Origin of the sequence: Paenibacillus aurantius, assembly GCF_032268605.1 — a bacterium.
GTDB lineage: Bacteria > Bacillota > Bacilli > Paenibacillales > NBRC-103111 > Paenibacillus_AO > Paenibacillus_AO aurantius.
Genome location: NZ_CP130318.1, coordinates 3378231 through 3394856, shown reverse-complemented (window position 1 = coordinate 3394856; position 16626 = coordinate 3378231). Strand labels below are relative to the sequence as shown.

The 16626-nt window shown below is 54.8% G+C and carries 18 protein-coding genes; 14 read left to right on the top strand and 4 right to left on the bottom strand.

The genetic code is table 11. The features are described from left to right. The first annotated feature begins 9 nt into the window (after nt 1–9). From MJA45_RS15155 to MJA45_RS15145, 3 genes are all read left to right on the top strand, one after another. Entirely contained in the window at nt 10–933 is a 924-nt protein-coding gene (locus MJA45_RS15155) for a carbohydrate ABC transporter permease (protein WP_315602753.1), read from the top strand. Between the two features lie 65 nt (nt 934–998). Then, complete coding sequence (locus MJA45_RS15150; protein WP_315602752.1) at nt 999–2021, top strand: Gfo/Idh/MocA family protein; 1023 nt, start codon at nt 999–1001, stop codon at nt 2019–2021. A gap of 40 nt (nt 2022–2061) precedes the next feature. Beyond that, a complete protein-coding gene (locus tag MJA45_RS15145; RefSeq protein WP_315602751.1) occupies nt 2062–3084 on the top strand; it encodes a Gfo/Idh/MocA family protein in 1023 nt (340 codons plus the stop codon). Between the two features lie 3 nt (nt 3085–3087). Here MJA45_RS15145 and MJA45_RS15140 read toward each other — a convergent pair whose 3' ends face one another. Next, complete coding sequence (locus MJA45_RS15140; protein ID WP_315608032.1) at nt 3088–3981, bottom strand: AraC family transcriptional regulator; 894 nt, start codon at nt 3979–3981, stop codon at nt 3088–3090. A 166-nt stretch (nt 3982–4147) separates the two neighbouring features. Between MJA45_RS15140 and MJA45_RS15135 the strand changes: the two genes are divergently transcribed. After that, nucleotides 4148–5191, top strand: coding sequence for a Gfo/Idh/MocA family protein (locus MJA45_RS15135; RefSeq protein ID WP_315602750.1), 1044 nt, complete (start codon nt 4148–4150; stop codon nt 5189–5191). 151 nt (nt 5192–5342) lie between these two features. Here MJA45_RS15135 and MJA45_RS15130 read toward each other — a convergent pair whose 3' ends face one another. Then, nucleotides 5343–6041 (bottom strand): nucleotidyltransferase family protein, encoded by a 699-nt coding sequence (locus MJA45_RS15130; protein ID WP_315602749.1) that lies wholly within the window; start codon nt 6039–6041, stop codon nt 5343–5345. A gap of 102 nt (nt 6042–6143) precedes the next feature. On the opposite strand from MJA45_RS15130, the gene MJA45_RS15125 reads away from it, so the two are divergent. From MJA45_RS15125 to MJA45_RS15105, 5 genes are all read left to right on the top strand, one after another. Continuing rightward, nucleotides 6144–6242 (top strand): YjcZ family sporulation protein, encoded by a 99-nt coding sequence (locus MJA45_RS15125; protein ID WP_315602747.1) that lies wholly within the window; start codon nt 6144–6146, stop codon nt 6240–6242. A gap of 158 nt (nt 6243–6400) precedes the next feature. Further along, on the top strand, nt 6401–6499 hold the full coding sequence (locus tag MJA45_RS15120) for a YjcZ family sporulation protein (protein ID WP_315602747.1): 99 nt from the start codon (nt 6401–6403) through the stop codon (nt 6497–6499). A gap of 185 nt (nt 6500–6684) precedes the next feature. Next, nucleotides 6685–6783 (top strand): YjcZ family sporulation protein, encoded by a 99-nt coding sequence (locus tag MJA45_RS15115; RefSeq protein WP_315602746.1) that lies wholly within the window; start codon nt 6685–6687, stop codon nt 6781–6783. Between the two features lie 141 nt (nt 6784–6924). Next, nucleotides 6925–7659, top strand: a complete 735-nt coding sequence (locus tag MJA45_RS15110; RefSeq protein WP_315602745.1) for a class I SAM-dependent methyltransferase — start codon at nt 6925–6927, stop codon at nt 7657–7659. Nucleotides 7660–7878: 219 nt separating this feature from the next. Continuing rightward, a complete protein-coding gene (locus MJA45_RS15105; RefSeq protein ID WP_315602744.1) occupies nt 7879–8676 on the top strand; it encodes a serine/threonine protein kinase in 798 nt (265 codons plus the stop codon). On the opposite strand, the gene MJA45_RS15100 is transcribed toward MJA45_RS15105, so the two are convergent. Further along, nucleotides 8673–8855, bottom strand: a complete 183-nt coding sequence (locus MJA45_RS15100; protein ID WP_315602743.1) for a hypothetical protein — start codon at nt 8853–8855, stop codon at nt 8673–8675. The two genes, MJA45_RS15105 and MJA45_RS15100, sit on opposite strands and share 4 nt — an antisense overlap. A gap of 64 nt (nt 8856–8919) precedes the next feature. Next, nucleotides 8920–9528 (bottom strand): DUF3298 and DUF4163 domain-containing protein, encoded by a 609-nt coding sequence (locus MJA45_RS15095; protein WP_315602742.1) that lies wholly within the window; start codon nt 9526–9528, stop codon nt 8920–8922. Between the two features lie 192 nt (nt 9529–9720). Between MJA45_RS15095 and MJA45_RS15090 the strand changes: the two genes are divergently transcribed. The 5 genes from MJA45_RS15090 (at nt 9721) to MJA45_RS15070 (ending at nt 16607) form a co-directional block, all read left to right on the top strand. After that, nucleotides 9721–10461, top strand: a complete 741-nt coding sequence (locus MJA45_RS15090; protein WP_315602741.1) for a glycerophosphodiester phosphodiesterase — start codon at nt 9721–9723, stop codon at nt 10459–10461. A 63-nt stretch (nt 10462–10524) separates the two neighbouring features. After that, nucleotides 10525–11298 (top strand): sporulation protein, encoded by a 774-nt coding sequence (locus tag MJA45_RS15085; RefSeq protein WP_315602740.1) that lies wholly within the window; start codon nt 10525–10527, stop codon nt 11296–11298. 313 nt (nt 11299–11611) lie between these two features. After that, nucleotides 11612–13924: a helix-turn-helix domain-containing protein gene (locus MJA45_RS15080; protein ID WP_315602739.1), complete on the top strand. Its 2313-nt coding sequence runs from the start codon at nt 11612–11614 to the stop codon at nt 13922–13924. Between the two features lie 125 nt (nt 13925–14049). Beyond that, nucleotides 14050–15621 (top strand): extracellular solute-binding protein, encoded by a 1572-nt coding sequence (locus MJA45_RS15075; RefSeq protein ID WP_315602738.1) that lies wholly within the window; start codon nt 14050–14052, stop codon nt 15619–15621. A gap of 77 nt (nt 15622–15698) precedes the next feature. Next, nucleotides 15699–16607, top strand: coding sequence for an ABC transporter permease (locus MJA45_RS15070; RefSeq protein WP_315602737.1), 909 nt, complete (start codon nt 15699–15701; stop codon nt 16605–16607). Nucleotides 16608–16626 lie beyond the last annotated feature (19 nt).

The following is a 16626-nucleotide window of genomic DNA, read 5'->3' as shown; positions in this document are numbered from 1 at the left end:
GTTCGGGAGATGAGACATTGGATGAACCGGGCCCGCACCCTGCTGCTCGGCGATATGGAAGGGATGGGGGTAATTGCCCTGCTGCTCCTCTACCTGCTGCTGGTCGATGTGGCTTTGATGTACTTGAACCCGTTCCTGTATATGCTCTCCACCATGTTCAAAACGACAGCGGATCTGCTGGATCCGACGGTCAAGTGGATTCCCACTTCCATGGAATGGGCGAATCTGAAGCTGGCTTGGGATGGCCTCCAGTTTCCCAAAGCCTTAAAGAGCAGCCTGACCATTTCACTTGCTTCCGCTGGGGGGCAGATTGTCGTCTGTTCCCTTGCCGGCTATTCCTTCGCCCGTTTGAAGTTTCCGGGGCGCAACCTGCTGTTCGGGCTCTTGGTATTCAGCTTCTTGATCCCGCCGCAGACGCTGATTATTCCGCTCTACGTGCTGTACCGGAAGCTGGATCTGCTCGGCTCCCCGATGGCGATCATCACACCGGCTCTGCTAGGGCACGGGCTTCGCGGCGCCTTGTTCGTCATCATCTTCCGGCAGTTCTTCTCCACGCTGCCTAAAGAACTGGAGGACGCGGCCCTTATTGACGGGGCCGGGCCGTTCCGGGTGTATTGGAAAGTTATGGTTCCCTTGGCCAAACCGGCCGTTCTTGTCGTCTTTCTCTTTTCGTTTGTATGGCATTGGAACGAAACCTTCATTACCGGACTCGTGCTTAACGGAAGTGATCTCCCCTTGTCCGTCAGTCTGTCCCATCTTGACAAAGTCTTGAGGGGAATGTACGGCGGGGATGGCACCGAGCCGAGCTTCGACTTGAACGAGACCATCCGCATGGCGGCCAGCTTCCTGATCATCATGCCGCCGCTGATCGTCTATTTGATTGCCCAGCGCTGGTTCGTGGAAGGCGTGGAGCGGACCGGACTGGTTGAATAATCGCCCATGCGCGAAAAGGAGATTACAGGCTAGATGCCACAATCTGAAGAAGCGAGGTGTAAGGCATGTCTAATCGAATCTTCGGCATTATCGGCTGCCAGCACGGCCACATTGCCGGCTTTCTTACGGAAATGCTGCGGTTGGGTCACCGCTGTGCAGGGATTAGCGAAACGGGGGAGCCGGCTCTGGCCGAGCGGCTTTCCCGGCAGCACGGCATTCCCCTGGTGAAGGAGGCGAGAAGGCTGCTCGAGGACCCAGAGGTAAGTGTGATCGGGTCGTCGGCCGTGAATGCGTTCAAGCTGGACGTGATCGAGCAGTGCGAGGCTTACGGGAAGCACGTCATGCTCGACAAGCCGATTGCGGTCAACCGCCATCAGCTGGAACGCTTGGAAGGGGTGATCGGTAGAGGAGGCATCCAGATCGGGATGATGCTAACCGAGCGGTTCCGCCCTGTCCTCTATACCTTGAGCCGGATGCTGGAGAGAGGAGAGCTAGGCAAAGTGGTCAGCCTCACCATGCGCAAGCCGCATAAGCTGACTCCTTCTTCCCGCCACGCCTGGCATTTCTCGAAGGAACAGAACGGAGGCATTGTCATTGATTTGTTTGTGCATGACTTCGACCTTCTCCGCTGGCTGACCGGCCAGGAAATCCGTTCCGTCCAGACGGTCGTCACGAAGAACGGCATGCCCGAGTATCCGACCTTCTATGACACCGCCTGCGCCCAGGTGGTCATGGACGGGGGAGCGCTCGCCCAGCTTTATTCCGATTGGCACACCCCCGAAGCCAGCTGGACCTGGGGAGACTGCCGGATTTTCATTACCGGAACCGCCGGGGCGGCTGAGCTCCGCTTAAGCGGAGACCCCGCCATAGCGAAGGAAGAGCTCTTCTTCCGCATCCTTCATGACTCGCCTTATGAGCGGGTGGAGTTGGAGGCGCCCCCGTGGAGCCTGACGGAGGATTTCCTCAGGCGCCTGGAGGGGAAGGACTCACGCTTAACCCATAAGGACGTGCTGCAGACCTGTCGGGCGGCCGTGGAGGCCGACGAGAAGGCCGTCTTTCTGAACAACGTCCATCAACCCATCGGCTAGTGGTCCTAATGCAGTAACTAAAACGAAGTGGAGGAACCAGATGAATACCGGAAAAGTAAGATTTGCCGTTGTCGGCTGCGGGGGTATCTCGGCGAGTCATTTTCAAGGAATTAATGAAACGGAAGAGGCGGAGCTGGTCGCCGTTTGCGACGCCAATGAGCAAAGAGCCGAGGAGACGGCCGCCAAATACGGCGTACGCGCTTATACACGGCTGGAAGTCCTGCTTGCCCAGCCGGATATCGATGCGGTGTGCATTTGCACACCTAGCGGGCTGCATGCCGAACAGACGATAATGGCAGCCGCCGCTGGCAAGCATGTTGTTTGCGAGAAGCCGATGGCCATCGTGCTGGAGGATGTGGAGCAGATGATCGAGGCCTGCTCGCAGGCCGGCGTCAAGCTGACCACCATCTTCCCGAGAAGAATGTCTCCTGCCGCCGTATTCGTGAAGAAGCTGATCGACGAGGGACGGCTCGGCCGCTTGAGCCTCTGCTCGGGGTATGTGAAATTTTACCGGAATCAGGCTTATTACGACAGCGCCGGCTGGAGAGGGACTTGGGCCATGGACGGCGGCGGAGCCATGATGAACCAGGGAATTCATACGGTCGACCTGCTGCAATGGCTCGCCGGACCGGTCGAGAGCTTGAAGGGATTCGCCCGCAACGTTCTGCGGGATATTGAAGTGGAAGACACGGCGGTTACCGCGCTTCAATTCTGCAATGGGGCACTTGGAACGCTGGAAGCCACCACCACGGCTTATAAGCAGCCGGATCATCAGATTATCATCCATGGGGATTTGGGGACGGTTGTTCTGACCGGAGACCAAATTACTACCCTTGAGGTCATGGGGGAACCCATCGAAATTCCGGATTTTCCGCCGTTTCAGGTCATCCCGGACGGGCACCGCATGCAAATAAGGGACATGTCACGGGCCATCCTCGAGAATCGTGAACCGCAGGTCACGGGGGAAGACGGCCGCCATTCGCTCGAGATTATCCTCGGAACGTATGAGTCCCACCGCAGTCACCGGGAAATCCACTTCCGGAACCCGGTGCAGCAGGCTTAACCATCAGTGGGGCCGGTAACGGCTGAAGCCGGCCCTTAAGGATTTGGCATACTCGGAGGGCGTCATTCCGGTCGCTTTCTTGAAGTGGCGGGAGAAGTAATGCACGCTGCTGTAGCCGAGAAGCTCGGAGATTTCGGTCAAGTTGTAATCTTCCTCACGGATCAGAACCTTGGCCTTTTGGATTTTGAGGTCGTTGGAGTGCTCCATGACTCCACGTCCGACTCTTTTCTTGAACAGAATGCTCAATTGGGTTCTTCCGATGGTAAAGACTTCGCACAGATGGTCGAGCGTAAGGTTCTGGCCGATGTTCTCTTCCATATAGGCGAGGATTTTATCTGTAGTGTCCATCTCCTGCTTCTCCCTTGCGGCGGAAGAAAGCTTGTAGACAGGCTGAGGAGAGGTGCTGTTGCGGATTAGGCGGATGAGCAAGGTCTCAAGATTTATGCGGAACATCTGCTCGCTGCCGAAGGGAGCGTTCTCTCGTGCGCTGAGGATCCGTCCCGTATGAAACGGATTAACCCCGAAGGCGTTAAACCCTTCCTTCATCATCTGGGACAGCAGGGACCGCTCGTAATCCCCCAGGTGAAACAGCTTCTGCTTAAGGAAAAAGGACATGGGCGAAGAATCGCATTCGAAGGTGACGATGAAGACGTTGCAAGCCACGACACCGTTGCTGCGGGGGCTGTGAAACTCATTCGGCTCATGAAACAGCAGATCGCCCTGCTTCAGGTTGAAATGGCCGAAATCCGTCTCGATGGACATTTCGCCCTTATCCACATAATAGAGCTCCCAAAAGTCATGCTTCTCTCCGGCATACCGGTAATTTTTGGCCAATTCGAAATAGTAGCATGTAATCAGCTTGTTGATGGAAATGACATTCTGGATCTCATAACGCATCAATTTCAAGTTATAATTCCCCCCCTTTTTTTGTTAAGAACCCATCCCCTACCTAGTTCTCCAAAAGGGTTGAAAATCCTCCAAAGAATGGGTGGAATAACAAAATTCGTACAAAAATATAAAGAAATGTGCAAAGAAATAAGCGAAGGAGGAGACGGAAACGATCATGCTGAAAGCCGGACTAATTGGAATCGGGTTTATGGGGAGGACACACCTGAAGAACTATATCCGCCTGGAGGAAGAAGGCTTTCCCGTCCGCCTGACCTCCATCTGCGACATTGACTCCCGAAAGTTTCAAGGGATCTATACGGAGGGAAATATTCAAGTGCCGAGTGCGGACATCGATTATAGCCGGTATCGGCAGTACACCGATATCGACAGGATGCTGGAAGAGGAGGAGTTGGATTTCGTCGACATCGTTCTTCCTACTTACCTGCACAAGGAGGTCACCCTAAAAGCCCTTAGGAAAGGCCTTCATGTCCTGTGCGAGAAGCCCATGGCCTTAAACAGCGCGGATGGCGCGGAGATGATTCGGGTTTCGAAGGAAACGGGACGGAAGCTGATGATCGCTCACTGCCTCCGGTTCTGGCCGGAATACGAGTATTTAAAGGAAACGGTGGCAAGCGGACGGTATGGCAAGGTTCGTTCCGCGTCCTTTTACCGGCTCTGCAGTCCGCCCATCTGGACCTACGAGAATTGGATGATCCGGGCGGAGACGAGCGGGGGAGGCCTGCTGGATTTTCATATTCACGACATCGACATCATCCATTGGCTGTTCGGACGCCCTCTCGCGGTAACGACGGTTGGCGGAGACGTCCTGCCCGAAAGCACACTCGATGTCCTGTCGGCCCAATACCTGTACGAGGACCGGAAGGTGGTCACGGCCCATATGGACCGATCCATCGAAGGGGACGTCGGCTTCGAGATGGCGTACCGGGTCACCTTCGAGGGAGGGACCCTGCTCTTCGAGAAGCGGGTGCTTAAGGATCATCCGAAGGACGGCCGGGGCTTTGTGCCCGAGCTTTCGAAGGATGCGGGCTATTACCGCGAAATAAGGTATTTCGCCAATGCCATTCGGAACAACACCCCGGTCGATGTCGCGAATCCCGAAGATACGTTAACCGCACTGCTTATTGCGGAAGCCGAAAGGCAGTCTGCCTTCGAGAAGGGAACGCCTGTCCCCATTGCCACACCAAGCCTTTCGGTATAAGCACGGTAAGAGGAGTCCAGTCGTCCGAACCGCCGTTCCTTATCCTTAACCCAAAAGCCCGGCAGGCTTGCCTTAAGCCTGCCGGGCTTTTGAATGACTGTCTTACCTGCTGCTGGTTGAGACGGTTCTTAACCTGGTGACGGGGGAAACCTTATTCCTCGTAGCCTTCCCGAAGCAGGCCGCCATAAGGGGCGAGCGTTGCAGCAACCACTTCCTCATAAGCTCCTAAATCTCCCTGGCCGTAAAAGGTTTGAAGCGCCTGCTCCAGGGCTGAAGCCATTCGGCCGTCAAAGGCTTTCAGTTCCCGGTAAAGATGCTTTCCCTCTGCGATCCACTGCTTATTGACCCGTAGATGGAATTCCGACAAAACGATGGTCAGCCGGTGCAGCGCAAACCACTGCTCTACGGAGCAGGAGGCATCCTTTACATCCTCCCATAAATCGGTAATCCAGTACCTCTGCGCATCCCTCTCACCTGACGACCAGGGCATGGGGCCGGCCGCGAGGTCGTCTTGGGCTTCCTTCAGAATTCTCTCGGCCGCTTCCTCGCACCGGAGAAGTACCCCTTCCGTCAGCATTCTTTGAAGGGTAGGGTTGGCCGCGTGAACCCCCGCATCGAATAGATCCCTGAAGCTGTCGGAGGTAAGGACGAACTGCTCCACCAGCCAGTCCTCCTCCCGAAGCGTTTTGCGGTAAGCCCATGGTGCCTCGTCATCCACGATAACCAAATCGAGGTCCGATCCGGCGGTGTCCTGCCGCCGGCCTCCGCTGCCACCCAGAACCGCAAGCGTACAATGTGGATGATGGCGGAACACAAAGCGCTCCGCCGCTTCCAGCCCTGTCAGTCTCATGCTTCCTCCTCCTTTGGGCATTTGTTACTGGGGCATTTATCCAATCAAACCGAACACCCGGTACATAGCTTATAGTAAGTTATGCAGAAGGTGGTGATTACTGTGAGTTGTGCTAGAGGGTTTGGCTTCACTTCGATTGGGATAGTTCTCGTTCTTTATATCCTGCTCGTGATCGTCCTGTCTGCTGGCTTCTTGATCTAATCCTGCCTAGGGAAAGAAGTGCCTCCTGCTGCGTCGGGAGGCCTTTTTCATTTTTTATGCACTTCCTTAATGAATATTTGTAACCGGGACATTCATCCAAACAATCCGAACACCCGGCGCATAAGTTATAGTAACCTATGCAGAAGGTGGTGATTGCTGTGAGCTGTGCAAGAGGGTTTGGCTTCACTTCGATTGGGATCGTTCTGGTTCTTTATATCCTGCTCGTGATCGTCCTGTCTGCTGGTTTCTTGATCTAATCCTGCGTAGGGAAAGAAGTGCCTCCTGATCCGTCGGGAGGCCTTTCCCCTTTTTATTGTGGGTAGGACCCAAGTACTCCTCCGATGCCCCTCCATAAGGAAATTTGTTACCGGGACTTTTATCCAATCAATCCGAACATCCGGCGCATAGCTTATAGTAACCTATGCAGAAGGTGGTGATTACTGTGAGTGGTGTTGGAGGGTTTGGCTTTACTTCGATTGGGGTAATTCTGGTTCTTTATATCCTGCTTGTCATCGTCCTGTCTGCTGGCTTCTTGATCTAATCCTGGCAAGGGAAAGTGCCTCCTGATCCGTCGGGAGGCCTTTCCCATTTTAGTCGGATAGAACCCAAGTTCTCCTCCGATGCACTTCTTCAAGGGAAGGTACATAAGCTGAGGTAACCCTATTGCGAAGGCGGGATCTTGATGGAATACTTGGAAATGCTCTCCCGGCTGGGACTCGGAAGCGCTCATCCCGGAGGCTTCTCCGAAACCGTGGAGCAGTTTACTAAATTTCCGCTGGCCGCAGACTCCTCTATTCTGGAGGTGGGATGCGGGACGGGAAGAACGGCTTGTTATTTGGCGGAACAAGGCTACCGGGTAACGGCCGTCGACCTTCATCCTCAAATGGTGGTCAAAGCCAAGCGGAGAGCCGAACAGCTGGGGGTTACGGTTGACTTCCGGCAGGCGGATGCCCATGCGCTGCCTTTTGACGATCAGTCGTTCGATGCGCTGCTGGTGGAATCGGTCACCAATTTTACCCAAGCCCCGGTATCGGTGGCGGAGTATTATAGGGTACTGAAGCCCGGCGGGGTTCTCTATAACCGCGAAATGTTCGTTAAACCATCCGCCGCAAAAGAAATTTTGAAAGATATTCAAGAATTTTTCGGGATGCCGCAAATTCTTACCCAACCGCAGTGGACGGATTTAATGACGGCTTCCGGCTTCGAAAGAATAGAAATGCTTGAGGTGCAGGAGATTACGGATGAAAAGCTTGAGAAGCAGCATGATCAGCCCGACCAGTATCAATGGATGGATGAAGGGGTTATCCTGGATTTCAGTCTTCTGGAATGCGGGATTCGTTCGTCCCAGCTGATCTCAGAGAACCGGGAGCATTTGGAATACGGCATCATGAGGGCTTTCAAAGGCGGCGAAGAATAGTCCGATTGGGAATCAAAACCGCGACTTTCGCGGTTTTATTTTTGTGTGGGGAGAAGGGGGGCGGAGTACCCAGTCATTACCTATCCGGCTGGCAAGGAGGTTGCGGGTTAGCCGGCGGTTGCTTATCCTATTAAGGAACCGTCGGAAATTCCAGGTTCCCTATTGGAAATACAGCTTCCATCCTAGTCCGAATGCGGACCCTTTAAGGAGAAGGTCAGAATGCTTTCCTACTTAAGAAACGTATACGAGAATTGGATCGATTATCCCTGCCGGCCAGGAACCGTTCTGAACGGTTATCGCCTTGTTAAATTCGTGGGCAGCGGGAGCTATGGACTGACTTATCTGTGCCGGGAGATGGGAACGGGCCGGTTAGCCGCCCTCAAGCATAACAAGCCGAGCAAGGCGGAGCTGGGGATTCAGCTGCTGGAACGGGAGGCGGCTATCCTGCGGCAGCTGGATCATCCCCGCATCCCCGGCTTCCGCGAGCTCTTCACCGCTGACGGGAAACGCTGCTTGATTACCGACTATGTCATCGGGCTGAACGTGGAAGAGGCTTTATTCGCGGGGAGACGGCGGTATTCGGAGGAGGAGAGTCTAGGGATCCTGGCCGAGCTGCTTGAGATGATGGAATACATCCACAGCCGGGGAATCGTGCACCTCGATATCCGCATTCCGAATGTCATCTTGAACCATAAGGGTCTGAATCTCCTGGATTTCGGACTGGCCCGGCCCATAGGAGACCGCGATGCCGGGCCGTTTCCCGACGAGGAGACCCGCATGAGGCGAACCCCCGCGGTGTCGAGTGATTTGTACGCGGCGGGCCATTTTCTCCTCTTCCTGCTCTACTCGATGGTGGAGGACGAGCCGGGAAAGGAGCAAGCCTCAGAGGGATGGCAGGAGGAGCTGCCCGTATCGGACGGAACAAAAAGGCTCATCCGCCGGCTGCTGCAGGTGGACAAGCCTTATGCAAACGCGCGGGAAGCCTCCTGCGAAATCAGGCGGCTGCTGGAGCGTTAGCTCGAGTGGCTGCCGTATTTGTTTTTGTAGTAGGGTTTGCCGTAGTTGTTGTGTTTGTAGGAGGAACCCGGGGGGCGGCGGTAAGCGGAGGACGAGCTGCGCTTGTAGCCATAACCTCGATGCTTGTCTTTGGATCCGAGAACCGAATGAAGCAGCTTGGAAAGCAGGTGTTTGATCACAATTCAACCTCCTGTAACAGGATACCTTACCCTACGTACAGAAGGCGGCTTGGTTTCAACCGGCTTAATAAATCATCGTCCCGAGAGGGCCGTCTTCCCGGATATAAGGCTGGAGCGAATAGACAGAGAGGGGAAAGTAAGTAAAGCCATAGACATAAGCGGTTAATTCATACAGCTGGAAGTAGACCACCAGGGCTTTATCCGCGATATAGAAATCCTGGTCGGGCCGGATGGTTTTGAACTCCTCGAGCAGCGGAATTTGACGCGCCATGATTTGCTCTTCTATTTGGCGGTTAACAATCCGGATGTAATCGGTTTCGGGCTTGAACAAATCCTTGAGGCTGTACTTTTCTCCCGTTTGGATAGCAAACGTAAGAGACCTCTGAAGGGTAATCCCGTGAGCCCCTCCTGAGTAGGCATAGGAAAACAAAGAGAGGCTGAGCACTCCCCGCTCATTCGTTTTGATCTCATAGTAGCCGGTGACTTCCGTGTCGGGATTAGCCGGATAATCCTGTGCCCGGAGCATGGCCCTGACCTCTGTTAGGATGGCTTCGTTGATCTTCCTCTGGACCTCGGGATGAGGAAGGCTTTCTACGACAGGATAAACCACATTCAGCTTTCGGCCGGTCAACCGGTGCGAAATGACCTTCACGGGATATAGAATAAGGCTCATGCCCGCCCTCCTATAACGTTTTTAAAAGCTTATTCCAAGGCTGGGCGGATGGTGTATACTTAATTCCATAAACTGGTTCCCGGCTCCCCCAAAAGGGAAGCAGGTCTTTGCAGGCTTATTTTCGATTCCTCTTGGGGGAGCTCCCGGAAATCCAAAGATTTTCTCAAACTATGTGGAAAAGGATGGTTAGCCGTGACGGAAGGAAACCAAAAAATCAGGGGAATCGCCCACCGGGGATATCCCGGGAAAGCGCCCGAAAATACGCTGAAGTCGTTTCAATGGGCTATCGACTTGAACTTCTCCCACCTCGAGCTGGATGTTCAGTTATCCAAGGACGGGGAAGTCATCGTCATGCACGATTGGACCGTTGACCGCGTATGCGGCGAGCCAGGCACCGTTCGCGATATGACGCTCGCTGAGCTTAAGCGCTTACGTGTCGGTGGGGTGGAAGAGGTCCCTACGCTGGAGGAAACGCTGGAGCTGTGCCGGGGCAAGCTGATTGTGAGCATTGAGCTTAAGCAGGGAGGAGATTATTATGCCGGACTCGAAGAGAAGGTCGTCGAACGGGTTCGCCGTCTGAGGATGACGGATCAGGTGTATATCATTTCCTTCGACCAGTACTCGGTTGTCAAAGTGAAGCAGCTATGCCCCGAGGTGGAGGTAGGCATAATACTTGGAGGGAACAGTCCCTTTCTTTACCACCCGCTTCAGCAGATGGGAGCCTCTTATTTGGCCGTTCCACTTAAGTATTTGAATGAGGATGCCGTCGAGCAGTGCTCGAAGCATGGGCTGCAGCTAATCACCTGGCCCGCGGATAATGCCGAACAGATAGCAAAAGTTACCCCATACCCGGATGTCCTGGTTACCACGAACGAACTGGAGATTTGGCGGGACCATGCGATCCGAACCGGCCAATTTTGGACCGGAAAATGAATCCCTTTCTCCCATACCCCGTATTACCGGGTGAATCTTAGGAAGACAGTGGAGGGATGAAGCTTGTTCAATAAGTTTTTGGCCAAAATCGGGATAGGGTCGGCGGAAATCGATACGGTGCTCGAACAGACCCACTATACGCCGGGAGACGAGGTCCGCGGAGAGATCCGGCTTAGGGGAGGAAGCGTCGAGCAGCAGATCGAAACGATTGCGCTCTCTGTCATGACGGAATATATCAAGGAAAGCAACGACAACAAATATCATCAGCGCGCAGAGATCGCGAGGATTCACGTAACGCCGCCTTTCCTTCTTCAAGCAGGGGAAGGTAGAGAGATTCCATTCTCGTTCCGGCTGCCGGCTCGGACTCCGCTAACGCTGGGCCGCACTCCCGTCTGGATCCGGACCGAGCTGGAGATTCAAGGGGCTGTCGATCCGAGTGATAACGACCGCATCGAGGTCTATCCGTCGGCCGAAATGCGAACCGTTCTGGATGGGGTCGAAGAGGCAGGCTTCCGTTTCCGCAAGGCGGAATGCGAATATACGGCTCATCTGGGCGGAGGTCTTCCCTTCCTGCAGGAGTTCGAATTCACTCCAACCGGAAGATTCCGCGGCCGGCTGGACGAGGTGGAAATCATGTTTGTGGGACAGGATGAGGGTGGCATTGATCTCCTGCTGCAGATTGACCGGAGAGCGAGGGGATTGTCCAGTCTCTTCGCCGAAGCCTTCGACATGGATGAATCCTTCGTCCGGCTGAGGCTGTCTTCCGGAGAACTCGCCGGCGGTCCTCACGCGGTAGCCGGAACCCTATCCGGAATTATCGAGCGTTACGCCAAGTAACGGGTTGGAGCAAGGGACCCATGGGGCCCTGCTGGCGAAGCGCGGCGTCTTCGCCAGCCTGTCCTTCAGTCCGTTGGAATACCAAGCTTAAGCGGTACCCGGTCACCGGCCTTCCCCTCACGCGGGAAGGCCGGTTATTTGTGGTTTCTTACCAAAATGGACGGCAGAGGTAGGATTTTGTTAAACGAAGACGAATAATACAACAGTAATACAGGTTTGATACAGGATTCCGCGGGGGGGGGACAGTATGCCTCTCGGGTTACCTAATGGACGCCTGAGCCTTAAGCGGGCAGGCGGGATGGGAGGACAACGAATGACATGGCTGAACAAGCTCCGGCCGGTATCGTTCCAGCGGAAACTTCTGGGGTATTCCTTGATTGTAAGCATTGTTCCGGTGCTTCTTGTCGGCTTGCTTTCCTCGTTCCTGGCATCACGAAGCCTCCAAAATGAGGTCAACGGAAATCATAAGTACATGCTGGACCAGGTGGAGAAGCAGCTTTCGCAATTTATCGCTTCCCTTCGGGTATCTTCCATCAACATAGCCACGAGCTTGGCGGTGGAAAGAACGGTTCGGGACGGCCCATCGATCGACAACCTCACCAATTCGCTGGAAATGAATGAAACCATCCGGCGGATCCGCAGTTCCTCGCCTATTCCTTATAACGTATCGATGATTCTAAGGAATCACCGCAATTATTTGTATTCGAACGCCTTTGAAACGAGCAGCCGTCCCATGCAGCGCCTGGCCCCCATTCTCGACACTTGGATGCCGAAAGCCAATGAACCTTTCCTGGTGCCGGCGAACACCTTTGACGATCAGCCGGATATGCTGCTTTATTCGCCCGTGCCGATCCAGACCAGCTACACGCAAGGGGTGCTGGTCTTGCATGTCAACCCCCAGGACATCCTGCGTTTTCTCGGTTCCCTCGAGCTGGCCAACCGGACGAAGCTGATGGTGGCGGACGAGCAGGGGCGTATCGTGATCAGCAATCAGGAAGAGCAGATGGGCAAAAGGCTGGAGGACTTTAAAGATTTGTACGCCAATCGGGAGAAGGCGGTTCTTCAGCCGGTCACGATTGACCTGGAAGGGGTTGCGCACAGGCTGCGGGCGAAAACGGCAGCTTCCGGTGGCTGGACCTACTATGTGATGACGCCGGCCGAGGTATTCTCGCGCCAGGTGAACCGGATTCAATGGATCACCTGGGGGCTTGTGGGGATCCTTACGTTCGCCTGGGGAGGCGTCGCGCTGTTTGCTTCCCGTTGGCTGTACAGGCCGATCGACCGGCTGTCCCGCAAAGTGCTTCCGGTGCGGCCGGAGGCCCCGAGACCGCGTGACGGTCTGGATGCCCTTGATTCCTACTTGCATGAACTGGTTGACACGAACCAAACCCTTCTCAGCCGGTTGAAGGAGCAGTTCCCCTATTTGAAACAGGGATTTTTTCATCAGCTTCTAAAGGGAGAACTATCGGAGAACGACTTCCTAGCCGAGGCGGAACGGTTTCATTTTCGTCCGGCCGGAGGAGCAGTCTTCGTCTGTGTAGCCCAAACCGACCGGGTTGACCTCTTTCGGGAAACGTACCGAGGCAAGGACCGGGGGCTGATTCATTATGCCCTCCTCAAAATGCTGGAGGAAACTTTCCACGCCTTCCCTTCCTGTCTCGCATTCACGCCCGAAACGGGGCAGGTCGTTCTGCTCATCGGTACGGAGGACGATCCCGCCGGCAGGCAGGGATCCGGAGAAGGGGAGATGCTGGAGCGCCTGATCCGGTGCGCGGATGAAGCCCGAGGACATGCGCTGACCTATTTTCGCTTCCCGCTCAGTATCGCCATAAGCTCCAGGCTGGAAGGATATGAAGCCATTGCCCGCGGATACGAGGAGGCACGGAGCCTGCTGAGACACCGTCTCGCTCTAGGCGAGAACGCCACGATCTCGGCCGGACGGCTGGACCCCGGACTCAACCGGTCCACCCAGCAGCTTGTCGAGCTTCAGAAGCGGATCGTGTTTCATCTCGTCCACGGCAACGCGGAAGAGTCCCGCCGTCTGCTTGCCGGTCTCCGGGAGGAATTGACCGCGACCCCGGTCCCGCCCGACACGGCAAGGGCCCTTTTTGCTTACCTGCTGGGAGAGCTCGATTACACACTGCAGCAATCCGGCTGCGATCTTCGGGATCGGTTCGGGCTTGACCCGTACGAGCCGTTATACCGCCTGCAGTCGGTAAACGAGCTGGAGCAATGGCTGTCAGATGAGATGATTCCGGCGGTACAGGAGGCCCTTTCCGAGCAGACCGTTTCCCGGCAGAAGAAAATGGTTCATCAGGTCAAAGCCTTTATCGAAGAGCGGTGCGAGGAGGACCTGTCCCTGCAGATGGCCGCCGACCATTTTGACCTGTCCGTTTCTCATCTGAGCAAAATATTCAAGGAAGAAGCCGGCGTCACGTTCAGCGAATACGTGCTGGAGTGGAGGATGTCCAAGGCAAGAGAATGGCTGGAGCATACGGAGATGCCCATCAAAGAGATCGCCGCCAGGCTGAGCTATGCCAGCGTCCAGACGTTCAACCGGATTTTTAAGCAAACCTGCGGCATGCCTCCGGGAGAGTACCGGAAGCAGAAGCGAGCGGCTTCCTGACGTTTTGCTTTAGCTCTTGTTTTCTTTTGCCGCATCGCTTATGACCCTCCGTAGGAAAGGAGCATTGCCTGGTAGACCGGGGTGCCGCACAATGGAGCCATCTTAACCAAAGGGTGGGAACGCTAATGAGACCGATAAACCGAAAGCGCTTAACAGCCTATGTTTCGCTTGCTGCGTCTGCTACGGTGCTTGTCGCGGGCTGTGGAGGGAAGGAGAAGCCGGGGAATGCCGAGGGAGCAGCGGGCTCCAAAGATCTTCATATTCTGCTTTCGCATTCGAATGCCAAATACGCGATGCAGGTGAAGGAAGGAGACCGTTATATCCAGGAATTGTCCAAGCAGTCGGGCTATAACCTGAAATTTGAATTTCTCGGCCACGGAAATGATTTTACCCAGCAGATGACCGTTCGTTTCGCCTCAGGCGACCTGCCGGATCTGATCCGCACGGACAGCATCAATTCCACCATGCACCCGGGGGCGCTGGACAAAGGGGTGTTTCAGGACCTCACTCCTCTTATTGAGAAATACGGCCCGAACCTGAAAAAGAAGATTCCTAAGGAGGCCTGGGAAAGCCCGCGCGTCAGCAAGGATGGAAAGATTTACGGAATTCCAGCCCTTTCGGCGCTTCCGGCCTCGCGGGTGGTCTATATCCGCCAGGACTGGCTGGATAAGCTGGGCATGCAGCAGCCGAAGACGGTGGACGACTACTTGAAGTTTTTTGAAGCGGTCAAGAAGGAAGATATGAACGGCAACGGGGATCCGAATGACGAGTACGGCTTCTACGTCCGGGAGAATCTTATTTACTCCAACCTGTTCTTTCAGGAATTCGGAGCGGACCCGGGCGCGTGGTATTGGAAGAACGGCAAGCTGGAGCCGGGGATGATTCAGCCGGAAATCAAGGACTCCTTAAAATTCTGGAAGGACTTGTATGATAAAGGCTATATCAACCCGAACCTGTTCACGAACAAATCGGCGGATTGGGAAGCGGGCATCAAGCAGGGGAAAGGCGGCGTCTGGATTCATGATGTGACGAATTACAACTCCAACTGGGGACTGCCGGAGTTCTACGTTAACCAGAAGGGGGCCAAGGTCAGTATGCTGGAAGCTCCGCAGGGTCCTAAAGGAAAAGGCCTATCGGTACAAGGAGACCAGATTTACTTCGTATGGACCGTGCCGACCCAGAAGAAGAACGCGGAGGAAGTTATCAAGTTTCTTAACTGGGCTTGGTCGGATGAGGCGGATCCCTTCTTTGCCCTCGGCATCAAGGATTACAACTATAAGGAAGAGGGCGGCAAGCCGAAGTGGGATCTGAATGAACCGGCCAATAAAGAGAATGACGCTTCCGTCTTCTATCAGCTTTCCATCAACCCCCGGGGTGACGGACGAATGGGATCGAAGCTGCTGGATGTTATCCCCAACTCCGAAGCGATCAAAGCCGGAATTAAAACGGCGGCGGCCAATGTGGTGCCGAACGATGCTTTGCATATGCCGACGCTCGAAAATTTGAAAACCCATCCGGAGCTCGTGCCGGGTACCGGGGCGGGAACCCTGTTCCTGGATATGTTCGCGAAAGTCATTACGGGCAAAGAGCCGGTTGACAGCGGCTTCGATAATTTCGTTAAGGAATGGCGCCGCCGGGGCGGCGATGACGTGATCAAGGAAGCGACCGATTGGTACAACGGCTTCCACAAAAAGTAAGGAGAGAAGGAACCGCGGCGGGAACTCCTTCCGTTTAGGTTCCCTTCCTCCCATCCTGACTGCTGGAGGGGAGCACGTTGGTCCGTATCTATCATAAGCTTACTTCGAATGATGCCCTGCTGCTGCTTCTTATCGCCCTGCCCGGCATCCTGCACTTCCTTATTTTCCGCTACGTGCCGCTCTTGGGTAATGTTATTGCCTTTCAGAACTATAACCTGTTCGCAGGCATGGCCGACAGCCCGTGGGTGGGCCTGAAGCATTTCCAGAACATGTTCACCTACGCGGAATTTTACCGAATCCTGCGCAATACGATGCTTCTCAGCCTCTATTCCATTATTTTCGGATTCCCGGCGCCCCTAATCCTGGCTCTGCTCTTGAATGAAATCCGGCAAAAATGGTTTCAACGGCCGGTTCAAACGCTGCTTTATCTTCCGCACTTTCTCTCCTGGGTCATTGTAGGCGGTTTGTTCGTTAACCTTCTTTCCATCGACGGGTTTCTGAACACCATCCTGGGCTCGCTTGGCTTGGCCAACCGGGATTTTCTCACCATCCCGGAGTATTTCCGCAGCATCCTGGTATCGATCGGCATCTGGAAGGAAATCGGATGGGGCATGATCATCTATTTGGCGGCCCTGTCCGGCATTAACCCCAGCTTGTACGAAGCCGCTATGATGGATGGGGCGGGACGATTTCGCCAAATGTGGTCGATCACCCTTCCCTCTCTGCTGCCGGCCATCACCGTTCTGTTCCTGCTGCGGATCGGTCATGTGCTGGACGCCAATGTGGAGCAGGTGCTGATTCTGCTGAACCCGCTCGTCCGGGATGTCGGGGAAGTGATCGACACGTACGTCTACCGGGTCGGCCTGCTCGGGGCACAGTTCAGCCTGACTACCGCCATCGGCATTTTCAAATCGCTGGTCGGCCTTATTCTGGTCGTCGGATTGAATGCGCTCAGCCGCAAAACAACCGGTGAGAGCATCTATTAACACCTGGTCGGACTCCAGG

Excerpts from the sequence above, each read along its gene's own strand:
- MJA45_RS15110 (WP_315602745.1), top strand. The coding sequence starts at position 6,925 with ATGGAATACTTGGAAATGCTCTCCCGGCTGGGACTCGGAAGCGCTCAT.
- MJA45_RS15095 (WP_315602742.1), bottom strand. The coding sequence starts at position 9,528 with ATGAGCCTTATTCTATATCCCGTGAAGGTCATTTCGCACCGGTTGACC.
- MJA45_RS15150 (WP_315602752.1), top strand. The coding sequence starts at position 999 with ATGTCTAATCGAATCTTCGGCATTATCGGCTGCCAGCACGGCCACATT.
- MJA45_RS15105 (WP_315602744.1), top strand. The coding sequence starts at position 7,879 with ATGCTTTCCTACTTAAGAAACGTATACGAGAATTGGATCGATTATCCC.
- MJA45_RS15135 (WP_315602750.1), top strand. The coding sequence starts at position 4,148 with ATGCTGAAAGCCGGACTAATTGGAATCGGGTTTATGGGGAGGACACAC.
- MJA45_RS15140 (WP_315608032.1), bottom strand. The coding sequence starts at position 3,981 with ATGCGTTATGAGATCCAGAATGTCATTTCCATCAACAAGCTGATTACA.
- MJA45_RS15145 (WP_315602751.1), top strand. The coding sequence starts at position 2,062 with ATGAATACCGGAAAAGTAAGATTTGCCGTTGTCGGCTGCGGGGGTATC.
- MJA45_RS15130 (WP_315602749.1), bottom strand. The coding sequence starts at position 6,041 with ATGAGACTGACAGGGCTGGAAGCGGCGGAGCGCTTTGTGTTCCGCCAT.
- MJA45_RS15080 (WP_315602739.1), top strand. The coding sequence starts at position 11,612 with ATGACATGGCTGAACAAGCTCCGGCCGGTATCGTTCCAGCGGAAACTT.
- MJA45_RS15155 (WP_315602753.1), top strand. The coding sequence starts at position 10 with ATGAGACATTGGATGAACCGGGCCCGCACCCTGCTGCTCGGCGATATG.
- MJA45_RS15075 (WP_315602738.1), top strand. The coding sequence starts at position 14,050 with ATGAGACCGATAAACCGAAAGCGCTTAACAGCCTATGTTTCGCTTGCT.